Origin of the sequence: Roseburia sp. 499, from assembly GCF_001940225.2 — a bacterium.
Classification (GTDB): domain Bacteria; phylum Bacillota; class Clostridia; order Lachnospirales; family Lachnospiraceae; genus Petralouisia.
Map to the genome: position 1 here is coordinate 344,475 of NZ_CP135164.1, position 19,516 is coordinate 363,990.

Below are 19,516 nucleotides of genomic sequence, written 5' to 3' on the forward strand. Positions count from 1 at the left end.
AAATGATATTAGATAAAATTGTAGAGGATAAAAAATTACGTCTTCCCCAGCATAAAGCAAAAATCTCATTTGAAACAATGAGAAAACTTGCAGAGGAATATAATGAGTCGGCAATTAGTTTTAAGGATGCACTTGCAAAACCGGGGATTTCCGTTATCGGAGAGTTCAAAAAGGCATCTCCCAGTCTGGGAAATATCCAGAGCAAGATAAACCTTACAGACCGTATAGAAGAATATAATGTATCCGTAGATGCCATTTCCTGTCTTACAGAGGAAGACCATTTTCTTGGAAGTGTGGATTACTTAAAGGAAATCCGAAAGATGTCACCACTGCCAATTATTCGTAAGGATTTCATGATAGATGAGTATCAGTTTTATGAAGCAAAGGCAATCGGGGCAAATGCGATTCTTCTGATTGCAGCCATTTTAGATGATGTACAGATGAAGGATTTTTATGATTTGGCAACGGAATTAGGGCTGGATGCTTTGGTAGAAACTCACGATGAAAGGGAAATGGAGCGGGCACTGAAGCTGGATGCAGAAATTATCGGCGTCAACAATCGGGATTTAAGGGATTTTACAATCAAGCTGGATACTACGAAACGGTTATCCGCCATGGTGCCAAAAGATAAAATTTTTGTGGCAGAAAGCGGCATTGTCAGCGATGAGGATGTGAAGTTTCTAAAGGACTCCAGAGTAGATGCTTTTTTAATTGGAAGAGCCTTTATGGAAGCGGAGAATCCCAGAGAGTTAGCACGACATTGGAAAAGTTTGTAGGAGGCAGAAATGAAGACACCTTGTATTAAGATTTGTGGTCTTACAAGAACCGAAGAAGCAGACTTTTTGAACAAATCCAGAGTAAATTATGCCGGATTTGTATTTTTTGAAAAGAGCAAACGGAATGTTTCTTTTTTGCAGGCAAAGGAAATTATGAATCGGTTATCGCCGGATGTAGAAAGAGTGGCAGTGACTGTAAGCCCTTCCGAGAAATTGTTAGAAGAGATAGAAAATACCGGATTTGATATTTTACAGGTGCATGGAGAATTAAAACCAGAAATTTTAGAAAAAAGTACACTTCCGATTTGGCGGGCTTGCAATCTGAAAGAGCCGGAGGATATAAAAAAATTAGAGCAGCATAAAAAAATTACTGGTTATGTAATTGATGCAGGTAATTATGGGAGTGGAAAAACCTTCGATTGGAACAGTAGCAAAGCAGTTTTGGAAGAAGCAAAGCAGAAAGTTTTTGCTGGAAAACAATTCATTCTGGCAGGAGGATTAAATTCCAAAAATGTGGCAGAAGGAATCAACACTTTTTCACCGGATATTGTGGATGTAAGTTCTGGTGTGGAAGGAAAATGTGGAAAAGATAAAATTTTGATAGAAGAATTTATAGGAAAGGTGAGAGAACATGGAAAAAATGAGTGAAAGATATTATGGAGAATTTGGAGGACAGTATGTATCAGAATCTCTGATGAATACCTTGGAGGAACTGGATAAGGCATATGAGGAAGCAATTCATGATGAAGAATTTTTAAAACAGTATGACTACTATATGAAACAATATGTGGGAAGAGAAAATCCTTTGTATTATGCAGAAAATTTAAGCCGTGAGTATGGGACTAAGATTTATTTAAAGAGAGAAGATTTGAATCATACAGGAGCCCATAAAATCAACAACGTAATTGGTCAGATTCTTTTGGCAAAACGCATGGGAAAGACAAAAGTAATCGCAGAAACCGGAGCCGGTCAGCATGGTGTAGCAACGGCCACTGGAGCTGCATTGTTTGGGATGGAATGTACGGTTTATATGGGCGAAGAGGATATGCAGCGTCAGGCATTGAATGTATTTCGTATGGAAATGCTGGGAGCTAAGGTAGAATGTGTTACTTCCGGAAGTAAAACCCTTAAAGATGCCACCAACGAAGCAATTCGTACCTGGGCAAAAACAGCAGAAGATACTTTTTATGTAATTGGCTCTGCCGTAGGTCCATATCCATACCCAAAGATGGTAAAGGAATTTCAGAGCGTCATCAGTCGGGAAAGTAAGAAACAGATATTAGAAGCGGAAGGCAGATTGCCGGATGTGGTTATGGCATGTGTAGGTGGCGGTTCTAATTCTATCGGAATGTTTGCAGATTTTATTGAAGAACCGTCTGTGAAGCTGATTGGTGTGGAAGCTGCCGGACTTGGAATTGAAACAGGAAAACATGCCAGTGCCATGGCAGAGGGAAGACCGGGAACACTTCACGGAATGCGTTCCTACCTGTTGCAGAATGAGGATGGAAATATCCAAATTGCTCATTCAATCTCTGCAGGACTGGATTATCCGGGAGTTGGACCGGAACATGCATATTTAAAAGATAGCGGTAGAGCAGAATATGTGTCCATTACAGATAAAGAAGCTATGGATGCTTTGATGGAATTGTGTAAATTAGAAGGAATCATTCCGGCAATTGAAAGTGCTCATGCTGTTGCTTATGCTAAGAAACAGGCAAAGAAGATGAAACCGGATGACATTATGATTGTGTGTCTCTCCGGACGTGGGGATAAGGATGTACACACCGTAGCAGATTATTTAGCTGGAAAAGGTTATTTGAATTAGAGAATTTTGAGGAGGAAAAGTGATGGAAAACAGAATTGAACAGAGAATGCAAAAACTTCAGGAAAAGGGAGAAAAAGCATTTATTACTTATATGACAGCAGGTCTACCGGATATGGCAGGTTGTAAGGAACTGATAAAAGCGCAGGAAAAGGCAGGAACAGATGTGTTAGAACTTGGAATTCCATTTTCTGATCCGGTAGCAGACGGACCCGTAATTCAGGATGCATCCTATAAGTCCATTCAGCTTGGCACAAACTTGAAAAAAGTATTGGAATTAATGAAAGAAGTGAGAGCTGAGGGGGTACAACTTCCAATTATTTTTATGATGTACTACAATACAGCACTTTACTTTGGTTTAGAAAAATTCGTAGAAGAGTGTATTGCAAGCGGTGTGGACGGACTGATTATCCCAGATTTGCCATTAGAGGAGCAGGGAGAATTACAGCAGTATTTGAACAAAGAAAATGCACCAATTTTGATTGAACTGGTATCACCGGTATCTGCTGAACGTGTACCAAAGATTTTGGAAAATGCAAGAGGTTTTGTTTACTGTGTATCCGGTATGGGTGTGACCGGACAGAGTGGAAATTTCCATAGAGAGATTTTGAACTATCTTGCTAGTGTGAAAAAGGTTTCCAAGATTCCGGTTATGATGGGATTTGGAATCGAAGAAGCAAAGGATGTTGCGCCAATGAAAGATGTGATTGACGGTGCCATCGTAGGTTCTCATTTTATTAAATTGTTAGAAGCAAATGACTATAAGCCGGAGGCGGCAGTAGAGTATTGTAGTAAGTTCAAAAGAGAAATCAACGCATTGTAGAAGGGAAAGGATGAAAAAGATGAAAGAGGCAATTCAAAAAGTAGTAGATAGACAGAATCTTACGGAAGACGAAGCAAAAAAAGTCATGAATATTATGTTAAGTGGAGATGCAACCCAGGCGCAGCTTGGGGCGTTTTTGACGGCTATGCGTATGAAGGGAGAAACCATTGATGAGTTGACTGGATTTGCAGCAGTGTTAAAGGAAAAGGCAGAACATATTGCGCCGAAAGTACCGAACTATGTAGACCTGGTAGGAACTGGAGGAGACCGTTCCTTTACTTTCAATATCTCAACTACTTCTGCATTTGTGACCGCCGGCGCAGGACTTCCGGTTGCAAAGCATGGAAACCGTTCTATTTCCAGTAAGAGTGGTGCAGGGGATGTGTTAGAAGCTCTTGGAGTTAATATTGCAGCAGAGCCTGAAGTGGTAACAAAATGTGTAGAAGAAGCAGGAGTTGGTTTCATGTTTGCCCAGAGCTTCAATAAGTCTATGAAGTATGTAGGGCAGGCAAGAAAGGATATGGGAATCCGTTCCGTATTTAATATCTTAGGACCTCTGGCAAATCCTTCCGATGCAAAATGCATGGTAGTAGGAGTTTACAGCCCGACACTTACTGACATGGTGGCAAATGCCATGAGCCGTTTGGGAGTGGAAAGCGGATTTGTAGTAAGTGGCGAGGACAACATGGATGAGTTCACACTGACTGGAAAAACAACGGTTTCTGAAATCAAAAATGGAAAAGTAAATACTTATGAGATAACACCGGAACAGTTCGGGTTAAAGAGAGCTTCTTTGGAAGAACTTCAAGGTGGAGATGGAGCAGAAAATGCGAAAATTACTACAGCTATTTTAAAGGGAGAAGAGAAAGGTGCAAAACGTGACATTGTTCTCTTAAATGCAGGGGCAACCCTATATGCCGGCGGTGTTGCAGACAGCATTGAAGATGGTATTGAGAAGGCAGCAGAATCTATCGATTCCGGTAAGGCATATGAAGTGCTGGAAAAGTTGGTGGAGATGTCAAATAGAAATTAGGATAAAGGTGAGGGAAGGTCTTGACAATCTAAAGGTTGTTGTGTAGTATTAAACTAACGATTGTTAGCCATGGATGAAGGTATACAGTCAATCCTTGGCTGTATTGGTGGGGGAGTGGTCCGACTGAGAAAAAATATTGGGAGTCGAAGGGATGGCTAGGAAAGGAACGTCCATGGAAAACAAAATTACAACGAGGGAAAAAATAGTCATAGAATCTTTAAGACTTTTTGCAGGAAAAGGCTATGATGGCGTATCTATGCGTGAAATTGCTGCGGCAGTGGGAATAAAGGGAGCGTCTATCTATAATCATTTTAAGGGAAAAGAAGATATTTTTCTTGCTATATTTGAAGAAATGACCAAACGATATGGTCATATTGCCACAATGCTTCAAATGCCAGAAGAGCAGGGAGAAGAAGCAGCAGAGTATTATATGGAAGCTGATGAAGATAAACTTTTGCATATGGCAGAGGAACTGTTTTCCTTTTTTGCAAGGGACGAATTCGCCATGTTATTTCGCAAGCTTCTTGCATCAGAACAACATAAATCTTCTTTGGCAGCAAAATATTTCAGAAGTTATTATCTGGAGGCTCCTGTCATTTTCCAAACACAGGTATTTGCAGGAATGCAGAAGAAAGGGGCTTTTCAGAATTTTGATGCTGAAACCATGGCATTACACTTCTACAGTCCAATATATTATCTTTTAAGCCGGTTTGATGCTGGGTATTCTTATGAAGAGTGCATAGAACAGCTTCATAAGCATGTTCATTGGTTTTGTGTATTGTATCACTGAAAAAAGAGTTCTGGAAAAATAAAAACATAAATGAAGCGAAACAATCGAAAAGGTTGGTGGTTGTAAATGGGTGAAGTAATTCGCCCATTTATTTTGCTTCGGTAAGTTTGTTCTGGTGGTTGTTTTGACGCTTCCGTTTGATACCTCTGCAATTTGTTTTCGGTCATTTCGGTCAAAGTTGATAGGAAAACTTGACACAAATTCAGATATCAGCTAGACTAAATAACTGTAGGTAGGGAGAAAATAAAAAAGGGGGGATAAGAATGTCTAAAGAAATCAAAGTAAGTCAGGCTGCAGTAGAAGCCAATGTCACAGCCATTTCGGGCACAAATCAGTATTTTACGGGAGTTGCACTAACTCCAACAGATAATCGAACTACAATTGTAGCTAACACTAAGGGACAGGCGGCATATGCGAAGTCTCAAGCCATTTTGGAATCATTTGGAGATGCTATGGAGCAGGAAATAGCAAATATCAGAAGTCTTGGAATCGCATTTCAGGAAAAAGATAAGCTGGTATGGGAAATACAGGAAGGTATTACTAATATATTCAAATAGGGAGAAGAGCATTGGAAAATACAAAGAAACAAAATGTTCATCAGAAGATAGTGCAATTCAAAGGTTAATAGATGAAAAACAAGATGCGTTAAGCGCATTTCGAAGAAAGAAAATAGAATTTGATGAAGAATTTCATCAGGAAATGACAAGACAAAGGCAGACAATGGAAAGAGACATGGAAGAACTGCATATGCAGATAAAGGATGTAAAATATACAGAAAATGAGGATGTAAGTAATTAGTGGGAGGAAAGGGTATATGAATGAAAGTTCTTATTTGAATCCGGCAGATATAAAAAATCAGTGTGATGCAGCTATTAGAAATTTGGAGCAAAATAATCAGGCGACGCAGTTGACAGGATGGAATTTAGACTTGTTTATAGGAGATTCACAGCTGGAAAGCGAGGCATTTGCTGCATTAAAACAGCAAATGGAAGATTATAAAACAGTATTGCAGACGATACGAATGGCGAATCAGTGTGATATAGAAGATTTTCAATTTCTGAAGATGGTAGTAGGGAATCAGGAACTGGATGGTAATGTTATCTTAGAACAGAAGGACATTGCGATGTCAGCGAAAAAATCAGATGAAGAAAAGGTAGAAAGGTATAAGAAGAAAGCGAATTCTACCAATTCTGCTACACTTCGTTTAAATTATAGTATGAAGGTGGCTCATTATCGGGTAATGGCAGAAATAGACCAGAGGTTGTATGATGCGTGGCAGGAAAAGCAGAATATGTATGATGGGATTGAAGGGCTGACAGCTGGACTGTTTGAACGAAGTGCAGCAATGCGGGCAACGGTAGAGAATGCGTTGCACTCGATACGGGGAGCATTTCAAAATGGTGTTTATGTGCCGGATATGAATGCAAGCTGGCGCTCAGAAGTCTATGACATTTATTTTAATAGCGTGTTTACTATATCAGATAATGGAGAATTTAAGATTGATATGGAGGAAGTGGAGAAAATCCTTAGTAAAGATGCGAGAGATATTACAGCAGCAGAGTACGATGTACTTGCATTGGCTTATTTGATGGCAGATGATGAGGATTTGGCGGTGTTTATTCAATGCATGCTGAAGGATAGAAAAGACTATGATTATACTTGGTTTGAGCAGAGGGGATGCGTTGCAGAAAATCATATAAGAGAAGATTATTCTGAATGGAAAATAGATAAAGAAAAAATGAAAGAGCTGGAAAAGCGGGTTGTTGGCTATGCAGAAGGAACACTGCAATTGATTCAAAAGTATCGAACCGAGGGTGATGATGATGGAGTAGTGGCTTGCACATTACAGCGAAATAGTATGTTGCAACGTATGACTCTGCTAAATGTTATTAAACAGATTGGGGGATTTCGGGGAGCATATCAAGCAGAATATCCAACATTTACAATTAAAGAAGGGAAGAATAAAGAATTGGTGATTCAGTTTCTGGAAGAAAGGGAGGCAGAACAAGATATGGGCATACTTCCGGGGACGTATAAATATTACATTCCGTTTGGAAAATCAAAGGTTACAATTAGTCGAACAATAAATGGAGAATTTATTGATGATGAAGAAATTGATTATTCAGAATATGTGTTTACGAATCATTTTGTAAACTATTCGTTTGGAAATGAGATGGCAGATTTTGCTGCCGATGAGGTAAAAGGCGAGATAATGGGAAGTGTATGTGAAGGTTTATCTGAAAAGGTTGTTGAAAAAACGGGAAATTCGGTTTTGGGAAAGTTTATTGAACGTATTCCAATTGCAGGTGATATAGCGGAATTTATGATAGATACTAATTTAGAGAAAGAGAAGGCAGAGCAAGATGTAAAGTTTATTAAGAGACAATATGAGTCTTCTCATGCAGCGGATATTTACGATGAATTTGATTGTTGTGTAAATTTTGTGGATTTTGACTTACAAGAAAATAAAAGCCATGTGTTTTATCCATGTGTAGGAGAAACAACAGATTATAAAATAGGCAAAATCAATGAATGTTTTGGTGAAGATTTATCAACAGAATTGACGCGAGAGATATTATTAATGAATCCTTTGAGTGTGTGGGAGTTTAAAAGTGACATTCCGGCAGACTCAGAATTGGAACAAGTATACCGAGATATAATAGGAGGAAAGCGATGAAAAAGAGAATTGGTATTGGGTGTATTATTCTCATTGTAATAACAGGAGTAGTTATTACAAGTATGGTATTAAATGATGATTCTAAAAAGAATACAATTGAAGATATTACTTCTGGGGTTGCTTTTGAAGATGAAGCAATGAAAGCATTAATTGCGGAAACTGCTGAAGTGGAACCGGTAGATGAATTACATGCAGATGATTTAGAAAAGGTTGAATCACTTAATATAGGATATACAGGTTACTATGATACCTTATTGGATGTAGTAAAGTGTCAAAAACTTGAAAGATTAGTTATAGGGGATCCAGAATATGCATTTTGCCATTATCATAGAAAGGGAAAGGAAATTCCGGGACCAGAGAGCAAGGAAAGAATGGAACAGATAGAGTCAGAACTGGAAGTGATTTTAGAAAAATGTCCTAACATAAAAACATTGTGTATTTCTAATGAAGAGGGAAATTGTGAGTTAAATAGTTTGGATTTTTTAAAGAATGGAGATGGGGTGACATTACTTTACATTGAGTATCAGCCAGAAATGGATTATTCTATTTTATTAGAGTGTAAGAATTTGAAGAGTTTGTCGTTATATGAAAGTGATATTTCAGAATGGAGTGTGATAGGTGAGCTTAGCGAACTGAGTTCTCTAAATATAGCAGGAACGAATGTTTCGGAAGCAGAGGAGATATTAAAACTTAAGAACTTGAAATATTTAAATATCAATAATACCCCACTGGCAGAGAATGAAGAACAATTGGCACTGATTTATCAGCAGTTTTCGGATATTGACATTTATACAGGAGAGGATGATTTAGGTAATTGAAAAATAGGGAAAAGAAATGAAAAAGAAATTAATTGTGATTATTTGCATAGCGATTATATTATTGGCAGGCGTGGCAATTGCTGTACCAATCATACAAGACAATACTGAAAAGATTGCATTTGAAGATAATACAATGAAAGCATTAATTGCGGAAACTGCGGGAGTGGAATCCGTGGATAAAATTCGGGAAGACGATTTAGAAAAGATAGAAGAATTGAATATAGGATATACAGGATATTATGAAACGTTGGCCGATATTGAAAAATGTCCGAATTTGAGAAGATTAATTATTGGTTATCCGAGTTGTCCGATGTCATATTATCCCTTTGCAGGAAGAGAAATGCCAGAGCCGGAAAGTAAGGAAAGAGTGAAACAAATAGAAAAAGAATTGGGAAGCATTTTAGAAAAATGTCCAAATCTAACAACCATATATATATCCAACGAAAAAGGGAACTGTGAGTTGGATAATATAGAATTTTTGAAAAAGGGAAAAAAACTTATCAATATCAGTTTGTATTATCAAATGGATATCGATTATTCTGTTCTTTCAGAGTGTAATGAATTAGGTTTTTTGGCATTGGATTATTGTAATATTTCAGATTTAGATATGTTAAGTCAGTTAGAACGCTTAGAATATTTAGGTTTAGAAGGAACCGATGTCTCGGAAGCGGAAGAAATATTAAAAATAAAAAACCTTAATCATTCTTATGTTGATATTGATATTAGAGATACACCACTAGCAGAAAATGAAGAGCAAGTAGAGCTTATTTATCAGCAGTTACCAGAGGCTAATATTTGCAAGTAAAAAGTGAGAAAAATAAGATGCGAGACATAGGACATATAAAAAAAAGAAACCTGATTATTTCCGCAAGTGTGATAGTGTTTATACTAGTTATAGCACTTATAATAGCAGTTTTAAGTAATTTAGATTTTTTGAAAAAGGCAGGTAAACTTGAAGAACTTACTCTTATAGGGCAGCCGGCAATGGATTATTCCGCAATTTCGGAATGTTATCAATTAAAGAGCTTAGGATTGTTGGAATGTAATATTTCTGACTTTAGTATACTAAATGGGTTGGAAAATTTGGAGAGTTTAAATTTGACAGCAACCAATATTCCAGAGGCCAAGGATTTATTAAATCTGAAGAATCTGAAAGAACTAGATATTATTAGCACCCCACTCGCAGAGAATGAAGAACAGTTAGCACTGCTTTATCAGCAGTTTCCAGATATTGACATTTATACAGGAATGGATGATTTTGGAAATTGAAAAAATAAATTGTTGGTGCATGAGGCGAATAGGAAAAAACAAATTATTGTAACGGAATTTGTTTTTTCGGAGGATAATATTTGCAAGTAAAGAAGTGAGAAAAATAAGATGCGAGACATAAGACATATTAAAAAAACCAATCTGATTATTTCCGCAAGCATAATAGTGTTAATCATAGTTATACTATTGGCAGGCGTGACAATTGTTGTACCAATCATTAAGGACAATGCGCAAAAGATTGCATTTGAAGATGAGAGAATGGCAAGGGAAATAGCCATAGGTGCTGGGGTAGAATCTGTAGATGAATTTCGAGTGGATGATCTGGATAAAGTAAAAAGTTTGGATATAAGATACACTGGTTTTTATGATACCATATCAGACATAGAAAAATGTCAGCAGTTAAGCTATTTGGTTATTGGTCAGGTTGATTATGGTGATGAATTTGAATCAGCCAATCAGGATGATTGGCCGGGACCGGAAAGCAAAGAGAAAATTCAGCAGACAAAAAGAGAACTGGGGAATATTTTGGAAAAATGTACCAAATTAAGGTATTTGTATATAATAGGAGAAGAGAAATACTTTGAATTAGGAGACTTAGAATTCTTGGAAAATGGACAAAATTTAAAGAGTCTTTCTCTTAGAAATCAACCATCAATGGATTATTCTGCGATTGCGAAATGTTCTCAATTAGAGCATTTATCATTGTATGGATGTGATGTTTCTGATTTAAGTATGTTGAGTAAGTTAGAAAATTTGGAAAATTTAGACATAGTAGGAACAAATGTTTCGGAAGCTAAGGATATACTAAATGTAAAGAAACTTAAAGTGTTATATATTGCAGATACTCCACTTGAAGAAAATGAGGAACAGTTAGCACTTATCTATCAGCAGTTTCCGGATATAGAGATTAGTAATTTTAACTGGAAAGAATATTGAGTTAAGTAGTTTAAATTTTGTAAGAAAAAGTAGAGAAGTAAAATGAAAAAGAAACTAATTGTAGGGGCTTGGATAATAGTTATTTTCTTATTTGGAGTTACCGTTATTCGACCGATTGTGTTGGATAATATGCGGAAAGTAAAATTTGAAGATGAAAAAATGGGATTTGTAATAAGAAGTTCCTCAGAAGTGAAATCAGAAGAGGAATTTCGAAAGAATAACTTAGAAGAAGTAACATATCTGGACATCAGATATCCTGGCCGCTATGACACGTTGGTGGATATAGAAAAATGTAAACAGTTAGAAAATTTAACAATCGGTCAGGTGGAATATGTAAAAGGAAAAGATATGAAGGATGAAGGATGGATTCAACAGATAGAAAAAGAATTGGATGGTATCATAAAAAGTTGTTCCCAAATAAATTCTTTGATGATTATAGGAGTTGAAGACCGTTTTGAGTTAGAAAACTTAGAGTTTTTAAAGAATGCCAAAAACTTAGAGGATTTAACGCTATTTTGTCAACCGGCAAAAGATTATTCAGCAATCTCAGAAATACCTCATTTGAGGGGGCTGTTTTTTAGAGGATGTAATATAGAAGAGCTAGATATGTTAGATGGTCTTACTGAACTAGAAAGTTTGTGGATAAAAGAATGTGATGTTTCGGAAGCGGGACAGATTGTAAACTTAAAATCTCTTAAATATTTAGACCTTGAGAATACACCGCTTGCTGGAAATTCAGAACAGTTAGAAATTATATTTGAAAATTGTCCTAATATAGAAATACTAAATTTATCTGTAAAAGAGGGGAAACTGAGTGATTTGAATTTCTTAAGAAATGCAGAGAATTTAAAGGAACTTGTATTGGTCAATCAATCGCTTACAGATTATTCGGCAATAGCAGAATGTTCAAAATTAAAGTATTTAACATTAGGCAGATGTAATATTTCTGATTTAAGCATGCTGAGTGGACTGGAAAATTTGGAAACTTTGGTCTTAACAGGGACTAATATTTCAGAAGCTAAGGATATATTGAGCATGAAAAATCTCAAAGAGTTGTATATTGCAGATACTCCATTGGCAGAGAATGAAGAACAACTAGCGCTGATTTATCAACAGTTCCCAGATATTGAGATTCAAAAATAGGGAGAAAAATAATGGAAGAGAAACAAGGAAAAAACACTTGGATAGTAATTATATTATTAATAGCGTTAGTGTTTGCTACCCCAACACTATTGGAATATGCCAGAAGAATGAAAGTTGAAAATGAGTGGGGTGGCAGAAAAATACTTATGTATGATGGTGTAGGAGTGGAAAAAATTCGCATCAATGAGTTGGATAAAGATGAGTGTTTAGGAAATGTATATACAGAAGAGCAGATGATAGAACTTTCAAGGGCATTCATGGGCGGTGCGTCGAAACAAGACATGGAGGTAGCCTGGGGTTCTGAAAATTATGATGTTTATTATGAACAGATATTTACAGTTTCAGAGCAAAGAGAACGTACTGTTAATATAGAAGAAGTAGAGAGAATTCTTAGTAAGGATTCTGAGAAAATTACCAATGAAGAATATGATGTACTTGCCTTAGCATATTTGTTGGCAGAAAAGGATGATTTAGATACTTTTTTTCTGTCGATGTTGAAAGAAAGGACAGACCATAATGAGTCATGGTATGCTTCATCAATGTATTACAAGGTCTATTCTGAGTGGGAGATAGATCACGAAAAAGTAGAACAGATAGGGGGAAGAGTTGCAGGTTATGAAAAAGGGTTGTTACGACTAATTTGGGAATATAGGGCAGAAGGAGATGAAGATACCATAGAAGATACTATAATAGAGTGCGATATACAGCGAGAACATGTTTTACAGCGTATGACTCTATTAGATGTTGTAAATCAAATGGGAACATTTGATGGCGAATATAAAGCAGAGAATCCGATATTAGCCATTGAGGAGACAGAGAACAGAGCATTGTTACTGAGACTTTGTGAGGGGGAGGCTGTTAGTGGCATAAAACCAACAGGTTCTACATTAAGGCAATCAACAGTTACAATTAGTCAAACTGAGTTTGGAATATTCGTTGATAGTTGGCAGATGAATTATTCAGAGTATGTGCTTAATGGTTATCTTGGCAGTAATACATCAAAAAAATATAAAAAATCAAAGAATTTGGAGCTGATTGAAAAACAATATCATGATATGGAGATGGCAATGTTGTACAGTGATTATGATTGTTGCGTGAACTATGTGGATTATAATCTGGCAGTAAATAGTACACATATGTTTTATCCCTATGAGGGCGAGCAAACGGAGTCAAAGATAAGGAGGATGAATAATAGTAATAAAAATGATCAAGCAGAAGATTATGGACGAGAAGAATTAGCAGAACTGTTAAGGAAGGAATTTCCAACAAATGGTTTGAGCGTAGAGATTGTTTTGACAAGACCAGATGATGTCATTAAGTTTATGAGGGGGTTATCTGGAAGGTCAGAAGATATTTATTTTGATATAATTGGCAATAAAATTAAAGAATAGACGGAAATACATAACGAAAAACTATAAAAATTCAACTGCCTGTGTTATACTTATACCCAAATAGCAGTAATGCAAAGAAAGAGGTACAGTATGGCACAGGCAGTTGTTACGTTAAAAAAAGGCGAAGGACGCACCTTAAAATCCGGTGGTGCGTGGATATATGACAATGAAATAGATTCTATTATGGGAAGTTTTGAGAATGGTGATATTGTAATTGTTCACGATTTTGACGGTTACCCCATGGGAAAAGGCTTTATCAATACCAATTCCAAAATCCGTATTCGCATGATGACTCGGAAAAAAGACCAAGAAATTGATGCAGAATTTATTAAAATGAGAGTAAGAAATGCATGGGAATATCGAAAGAAAACCGTAGATACCAGTTCCTGTCGTGTGATTTTCGGAGAGGCAGACTGGCTTCCGGGATTAGTAGTGGACAAGTTTGAGGATGTCTTGGTTATGCAGTCTCTTGCCCTTGGCATTGACCGTTTCAAGGAAGAAATTGCAAAGGATTTAAAGGAATGCATGGCAGAGGACGGAATCATTATTCGTGGTGTGTACGAGAGAAGTGATGCCAAAGTGCGTAAGCAAGAAGGCATGGAGCTGGTAAAAGGCTTTATCGGACCGGAATTTGATACCAAGGTTCAGATTGTAGAAAATGGTGTGAAATATTTCGTAGATGTAAAGGATGGACAAAAGACAGGATTTTTCCTAGACCAGAAGTATAATCGTCAGGCAATTCATCGTTTATGTAAAGGCGCAAAGGTATTAGATTGCTTTACCCATACCGGTTCCTTTGCACTGAATGCAGGAATTGCGGGGGCAGCAAGCGTATTAGGCGTAGATGCATCTCAACTTGCCGTAAATCAGGCAACGGAGAATGCAACTTTGAACGGTTTGGAGAAAACAGTACGCTTCGAGTGTCATGATGTATTTGAATTGCTTCCGGAATTGGAGCAAAAGGGAGAGAAGTTTGATGTGGTGATATTGGACCCACCTGCTTTTACAAAGTCCAGAAACTCCATTAAAAATGCAGTAAAAGGATATCGTGAAATCAATTTGCGCGGTATGAAGCTGGTACGTGACGGTGGCTATCTTGCTACTTGTTCCTGTTCGCATTTTATGGATTATGAATTATTTACAAAGACTTTGCATCAGGCAGCAGCTAACGTACATAAACGTCTGCGTCAGGTGGAATTTCGTACCCAGGCACCGGATCATCCGATTCTCTGGGCAGGAGAAGAAGAATCCTATTACTTGAAATTTTATATTTTCCAGGTATGTGAGGAGAAGTAAAAGAATGAATATTTTAACAGCAGAACATCTGACAAAAGCATATACAGCGGAACGAACCTTGCTATCCGATGCAGCCTTTAGTCTCCAAGAAGGGGAAAAGGTAGGTGTTATCGGTGTCAATGGAATGGGAAAGTCCACGTTGCTAAAAATTCTGGCAGGAGTGGAAGAACCGGATGCAGGAACTGTCATTATGGGAAACCATGTGAAGATGGCATACTTAGAGCAGACGCCGGTATTTGAGGATACTCTTACTATAATAAAGGCAGCATTGCGAGGATTAGACGAGCAGGATATGGTACTGGCAAGTGAGGCGAAGTCCATGCTGTACCAGCTTGGATTTACTGATACAGACCAGACGGTAAAACACTTGTCGGGAGGACAGAAAAAGCGGATTGCATTGGTGAATACTGTATTGCAGCCGGTAGAGATTCTTATTTTGGATGAGCCGACCAACCATTTGGATAACGAAATGTCTCAGTGGTTAGAGGATTTTTTGGTAAAGTTCAAAGGAGCTGTAGTAATGGTAACCCATGACCGATACTTTTTGGACAGAGTAGTAGACCGAATCGTAGAGGTAGAGCATGGCAGTATTTACAGTTATCCCGGAAGTTATGCAGACTATGTAGGACTGAAAATGCAACGACAGAACATGGAGTTGGCAAGTGAGCGCAAGCGAAAGAGTATTCTGAAAAAAGAATTGGCTTGGCTGGCAAGAGGAGCAAGAGCACGTTCCACCAAACAGAAGGCGCATATCCAGCGAATAGAAGATATGCTGGCGGCGGAAGGACCAATCGAAGAGTCTAATATAGAAATGACTTCCTTAGCTTCCCGTATGGGCAAAAAGACCATTGAATTAAATGGATTATGTAAGTCTTATGGAGAACGCAAGCTCATAGAGGATTTCACTTATATTTTCTTGAAACAGGACAGAATCGGAATTGTGGGGCCAAATGGCTGTGGAAAGTCTACGCTATTGAAGATAATAATGGGACAGATTATTCCGGATGCGGGAACAGTAGAAATAGGGGAAACCATAAAAATAGGATATTTTTCCCAGGACAATTCTCATATGGATGAGTCCATGAAAGCGATTGAATATGTAAAAGAAGTGGCAGAGTTCATTCAGACTCCGGATGGGAAAATCAGTGCTTCTGCATTGATGGAGCGTTTTTTATTTGACGGAACTATGCAGTGGACACCTATTGGCAAGTTGTCCGGAGGGGAACGCAGAAGATTGTATCTGATGCGTATCTTAATGGGAGCGCCTAATGTACTGATATTAGATGAGCCTACCAATGATTTGGATATCAAGACATTGACCATTTTGGAGGATTATCTGGATTCCTTCGATGGAATCGTTATTACCGTATCCCATGACCGTTATTTTCTGGAACGATTGGTAAAACGTATTTTTGCCTTTGAAGAAAATGGACATTTGCAGCAGTATGAGGGCGGTTATCTGGATTATATTCGGGCAAGACAGGAACGACAGGAAAAAAGCGGCTTAACAGGTGGAAATGGCACGGCAATCAAGAAAGCTGAAGATAAAGAGACACAGGTTGAAAACGGAACCAACGGAAAAGGAAAACCAAATTATTCTCCAAAGAAGTTAAAGTTCTCCTATAAAGAACAGCGGGAATATGAAACAATAGATGACGATATTGCAAATCTGGAATCCAAAATAGAGCAGTTGGATCAGGAGATTATAAAAAATGCCACCAACAGTGTGAAATTAAGAGAGCTAATGGCAGAAAAGGAAACAGCAGAGGTACAATTGGAAGAAAAAATGGACCGCTGGGTATATTTGAACGATTTGGCGGAACAGATAGAAGCGCAGAAATAAGAAACTAGTAGAAATAGGAAGTGAGAATTATGGCGAAGAAAAAAGAAATTAAGACCAATGCCATGCGTATTTTAGATAAAAATAAGATAAAATACGAAGTGCTTCAGTATGAGTGTGATGAATTTATTGATGGGCTTCATACTGCAGAAAAGACAGGAGCGCCGGTAGAACAGTCCTTCAAAACATTGGTGCTTCAGGGAAAGAGCAAACAGTATTATGTATTTGTACTGCCTATTGCAGAGGAGATTGATTTAAAACATGCAGCACGACTGGTGGAAGAAAAGTCAGTAGAAATGATACATGTAAAAGATATTACAGATATTACCGGGTATGTGCGGGGCGGTTGTAGTCCTCTCGGAATGAAGAAAAATTATCCTGTCATACTTCAGGAGGATGCCTGTAATTATGATAAAATCTATATCAGTGGAGGAAGAATCGGAACTACGTTGTGCCTGAATCCGCAGGATTTGATTCAGGTGACGGGAGCAAGAACCGGGGACTTTTTGGAAAACAAAGCATAAAAGCCTTTTCTTTTTCAAAAAATGGTATTATAATAGCGAGCGGGGAGCGGAGGCTCCCTTACTTGCGTTAGATGTAAAATGGTTTGAATAAGCATAGAAATGAGGAAATTTATGGCATATCAGATTATTACGGATGGTTCCTGTGATTTAGGAGTAGATATTCCAAGAGAAAATGGTATTCGAGTAGTACCTTTTTATGTAACCTTTGATGGACAGAACTATAAAAAGGAAATAGAAGAGGTGGGAGTAAGAACTTTTTATCAGGAGATGGTGGATCATCAAAATGTATTTCCAAAGTCTTCTTTACCGTCTGTACAGGATTATGCAGAGGTTTTTGAAGAATATGCAAAAGAGGGACTTGATATTATTTGCCTTTGTATTACCACTAAGTTCAGTGGTTCCTATAATTCTGCAAAAACTGCGGCAGAGATAACGAATGAGAATTATCCCGATATTCGGATTGAAGTAATAGATACAACTGTGAATACAGTGTTGCAGGGAATTTTAGTTCTAGAAGCAGTGCGTATGAAGAAAAATGGTTTGACTTTTGAAGAAAGCATAGAGCAGATTAATCGTATTAAGTCTACCGGACGTATTATTTTTACAGTAGGAAATTATGAGTACCTGATGCATGGCGGCAGAATAGGAAAGTTAATGGGTACCGCAGCTTCCACATTGGGAATTAAGCCTTTGATTATGCTAAGAGAGGGAGAAATCTTTCCTACCGGAATTACAAGAAATCGCACAAAGGCGAAGAAACGTCTGATTGAGCAGACAAAGGAATATTTTGAAAAGATTCAGGAATCGCCGGATGATTATCAGATTGTAGTAGGATATGGATATGATAGAGAGGAAGCAGTGGAATTTCGGGATGCATTGCTGGCTTCTTTAAAAACGTATTCTAATATTAATGATATTGATATTTACCAGATTGGAGCTACCATTGGAGTGCACACCGGTCCTTATCCAATTGGACTTGGATTAATAAGAAAATACGATAGATAAATAGTGGAGGAGTTATGCAGATTATTATTGTGGGTTGTGGAAATGTAGGAACAACCCTGACAGAGCAGTTAAGTAAGGAAGGTCATAATATTACCGTAGTGGATACCAATGCTGCAAAGGTAGAGGATATAGCAAATCGCTATGATGTAATGGGAATCGTGGGAAATGGTGCAAGTTTTTTGATTCAGAATGAAGCGGGAATTAATGAAGCAGATTTAATGATTGCAGTAACTACATCAGATGAACTGAATCTGTTGTGTTGTCTCATTGCAAAAAAAGCAGGAGATTGTCACACCATTGCCAGAGTGCGTAATCCAATTTATAACAAAGAAATTGCTTTTATTAAGGAAGAACTTGGATTATCGATGGTCATTAATCCGGAACAGGCAGCGGCCAATGAAATTGCGAGATTGTTAAAATTTCCTTCCGCCATTAAGGTGGATACCTTTGCAAAGGGAAAGGTGGAATTGCTGAAGTGTAAGTTAGGGGAAGATTCTCCTTTGGTAGGACGCCCACTAACTGACATATCTGCAAAACTTCATTGTGATGTATTGATTTGTACTGTAGAGCGTGGCGACGAAGCATTTATTCCTTCCGGAAACTTTGAATTGCAGGCGAAGGATGTTATTTCTGTGGTAGCTTCGCCTAAGAAAGCTAATGAATTTTTTAAGAAAATAGGAATGACCACCAATCGTATCAAGAATTGTATGATTGTCGGAGGTGGTGAAACTACTTATTATCTTGCACAGCAGCTTTTACCCATGGGTATTGAAGTGAAAATTATTGAGCAGAACAAGGAAAGATGTAATGAATTAAGTGAACTTTTACCACAGGCAATGATTATCTGCGGAGACGGGACAGAGCGAAATTTGCTTCATGAGGAGGGAATTGAAAAGACACAGGCATTTGTGGCTTGGACCAACTTGGATGAAGAGAATATTATGCTTACACTTTTCGCAAAGAGTATTTCTAAAGCTAAGAATGTAACAAAGGTACATCGTATTGAGTATGATGAGATTATTGAAGGGCTTGATTTGGGAAGTGTGCTGTATCCGAAAAATATTACTGCAGAGTATATTATTCAATATGTGCGTGCGATGCAGAACTCTATCGGAAGTAACATAGAGACGCTTTATCAGTTAATTGAAAATAAGGTAGAGGCATTGGAATTTAGAGTACATAATGAATCAGAATTAATAGGCATTCCACTAAAAGAACTGCAACTTAAGGATAATCTGTTGTTGGCATGCATTAATCGGCGGGGAAGAATTATTACTCCGGGCGGACAAGATACCATTGAGGTTGGAGATACGGTAATTGTAGTAACAACAAACCGTGGTTTCCATGACTTAAAGGATATTTTAAAATAGTCC

General features: G+C 37.7%; 19 protein-coding genes. All 19 read left to right on the plus strand.

The features are described 5' to 3' along the window. The first annotated feature begins 2 nt into the window (after positions 1-2). The 19 genes from trpC (at position 3) to trkA (ending at position 19,513) form a co-directional block, all read left to right on the plus strand. A complete protein-coding gene (trpC, locus tag BIV20_RS01880) occupies positions 3-776 on the plus strand; it encodes an indole-3-glycerol phosphate synthase TrpC (protein WP_075721384.1) in 774 nt (257 codons plus the stop codon). Positions 777-785: 9 nt separating this feature from the next. After that, entirely contained in the window at positions 786-1,424 is a 639-nt protein-coding gene (locus BIV20_RS01885) for a phosphoribosylanthranilate isomerase (protein ID WP_075721383.1), read from the plus strand. Further along, positions 1,417-2,601 (plus strand): tryptophan synthase subunit beta, encoded by a 1,185-nt coding sequence (trpB, locus tag BIV20_RS01890; protein ID WP_075721464.1) that lies wholly within the window; start codon positions 1,417-1,419, stop codon positions 2,599-2,601. The genes BIV20_RS01885 and trpB overlap by 8 nt, the downstream gene beginning before the upstream one ends. 22 nt (positions 2,602-2,623) lie before the next feature. Next, positions 2,624-3,421: a tryptophan synthase subunit alpha gene (trpA, locus tag BIV20_RS01895; RefSeq protein WP_075721382.1), complete on the plus strand. Its 798-nt coding sequence runs from the start codon at positions 2,624-2,626 to the stop codon at positions 3,419-3,421. Positions 3,422-3,440: 19 nt separating this feature from the next. Next, positions 3,441-4,454, plus strand: coding sequence for an anthranilate phosphoribosyltransferase (trpD, locus tag BIV20_RS01900; RefSeq protein ID WP_075721463.1), 1,014 nt, complete (start codon positions 3,441-3,443; stop codon positions 4,452-4,454). A gap of 151 nt (positions 4,455-4,605) precedes the next feature. After that, positions 4,606-5,244 carry a TetR/AcrR family transcriptional regulator gene (locus BIV20_RS01905; protein ID WP_083655243.1) on the plus strand — a complete coding sequence of 213 codons (639 nt, stop codon included), beginning with the start codon at positions 4,606-4,608 and terminating at the stop codon, positions 5,242-5,244. A gap of 263 nt (positions 5,245-5,507) precedes the next feature. After that, positions 5,508-5,801 (plus strand): TIGR04197 family type VII secretion effector, encoded by a 294-nt coding sequence (locus BIV20_RS01910; RefSeq protein ID WP_075721380.1) that lies wholly within the window; start codon positions 5,508-5,510, stop codon positions 5,799-5,801. A gap of 257 nt (positions 5,802-6,058) precedes the next feature. Further along, positions 6,059-7,921, plus strand: a complete 1,863-nt coding sequence (locus BIV20_RS01915) for a hypothetical protein (RefSeq protein ID WP_075721379.1) — start codon at positions 6,059-6,061, stop codon at positions 7,919-7,921. Next, positions 7,918-8,739 carry a leucine-rich repeat domain-containing protein gene (locus BIV20_RS01920; protein WP_075721378.1) on the plus strand — a complete coding sequence of 274 codons (822 nt, stop codon included), beginning with the start codon at positions 7,918-7,920 and terminating at the stop codon, positions 8,737-8,739. The genes BIV20_RS01915 and BIV20_RS01920 overlap by 4 nt, the downstream gene beginning before the upstream one ends. Before the next feature lie 16 nt (positions 8,740-8,755). Beyond that, positions 8,756-9,544 carry a hypothetical protein gene (locus BIV20_RS01925; RefSeq protein WP_075721377.1) on the plus strand — a complete coding sequence of 263 codons (789 nt, stop codon included), beginning with the start codon at positions 8,756-8,758 and terminating at the stop codon, positions 9,542-9,544. Beyond that, on the plus strand, positions 9,535-10,008 hold the full coding sequence (locus BIV20_RS01930) for a hypothetical protein (protein WP_075721376.1): 474 nt from the start codon (positions 9,535-9,537) through the stop codon (positions 10,006-10,008). Before BIV20_RS01925 ends, BIV20_RS01930 begins: the two co-directional genes overlap by 10 nt. A 108-nt stretch (positions 10,009-10,116) precedes the next feature. Further along, the gene (locus BIV20_RS01935; RefSeq protein ID WP_075721375.1) at positions 10,117-10,944 is read left to right on the plus strand and encodes a leucine-rich repeat domain-containing protein; all 828 of its coding nucleotides are present in this window, start codon (positions 10,117-10,119) and stop codon (positions 10,942-10,944) included. 42 nt (positions 10,945-10,986) lie between these two features. Next, entirely contained in the window at positions 10,987-12,087 is a 1,101-nt protein-coding gene (locus BIV20_RS01940; RefSeq protein ID WP_075721374.1) for a leucine-rich repeat domain-containing protein, read from the plus strand. An 11-nt stretch (positions 12,088-12,098) separates the two neighbouring features. Further along, the gene (locus BIV20_RS01945) at positions 12,099-13,478 is read left to right on the plus strand and encodes a hypothetical protein (RefSeq protein WP_075721373.1); all 1,380 of its coding nucleotides are present in this window, start codon (positions 12,099-12,101) and stop codon (positions 13,476-13,478) included. Positions 13,479-13,568: 90 nt separating this feature from the next. After that, on the plus strand, positions 13,569-14,774 hold the full coding sequence (locus BIV20_RS01950; protein WP_075721372.1) for a class I SAM-dependent rRNA methyltransferase: 1,206 nt from the start codon (positions 13,569-13,571) through the stop codon (positions 14,772-14,774). 4 nt (positions 14,775-14,778) lie between these two features. Beyond that, the gene (locus BIV20_RS01955) at positions 14,779-16,617 is read left to right on the plus strand and encodes an ABC-F family ATP-binding cassette domain-containing protein (protein ID WP_075721371.1); all 1,839 of its coding nucleotides are present in this window, start codon (positions 14,779-14,781) and stop codon (positions 16,615-16,617) included. Positions 16,618-16,646: 29 nt separating this feature from the next. Further along, a complete protein-coding gene (gene ybaK, locus BIV20_RS01960) occupies positions 16,647-17,138 on the plus strand; it encodes a Cys-tRNA(Pro) deacylase (RefSeq protein WP_075721370.1) in 492 nt (163 codons plus the stop codon). A 111-nt stretch (positions 17,139-17,249) separates the two neighbouring features. Further along, on the plus strand, positions 17,250-18,143 hold the full coding sequence (locus BIV20_RS01965; RefSeq protein WP_075721369.1) for a DegV family protein: 894 nt from the start codon (positions 17,250-17,252) through the stop codon (positions 18,141-18,143). Positions 18,144-18,157: 14 nt separating this feature from the next. Further along, entirely contained in the window at positions 18,158-19,513 is a 1,356-nt protein-coding gene (gene trkA, locus BIV20_RS01970; RefSeq protein ID WP_075721368.1) for a Trk system potassium transporter TrkA, read from the plus strand. Positions 19,514-19,516 lie beyond the last annotated feature (3 nt).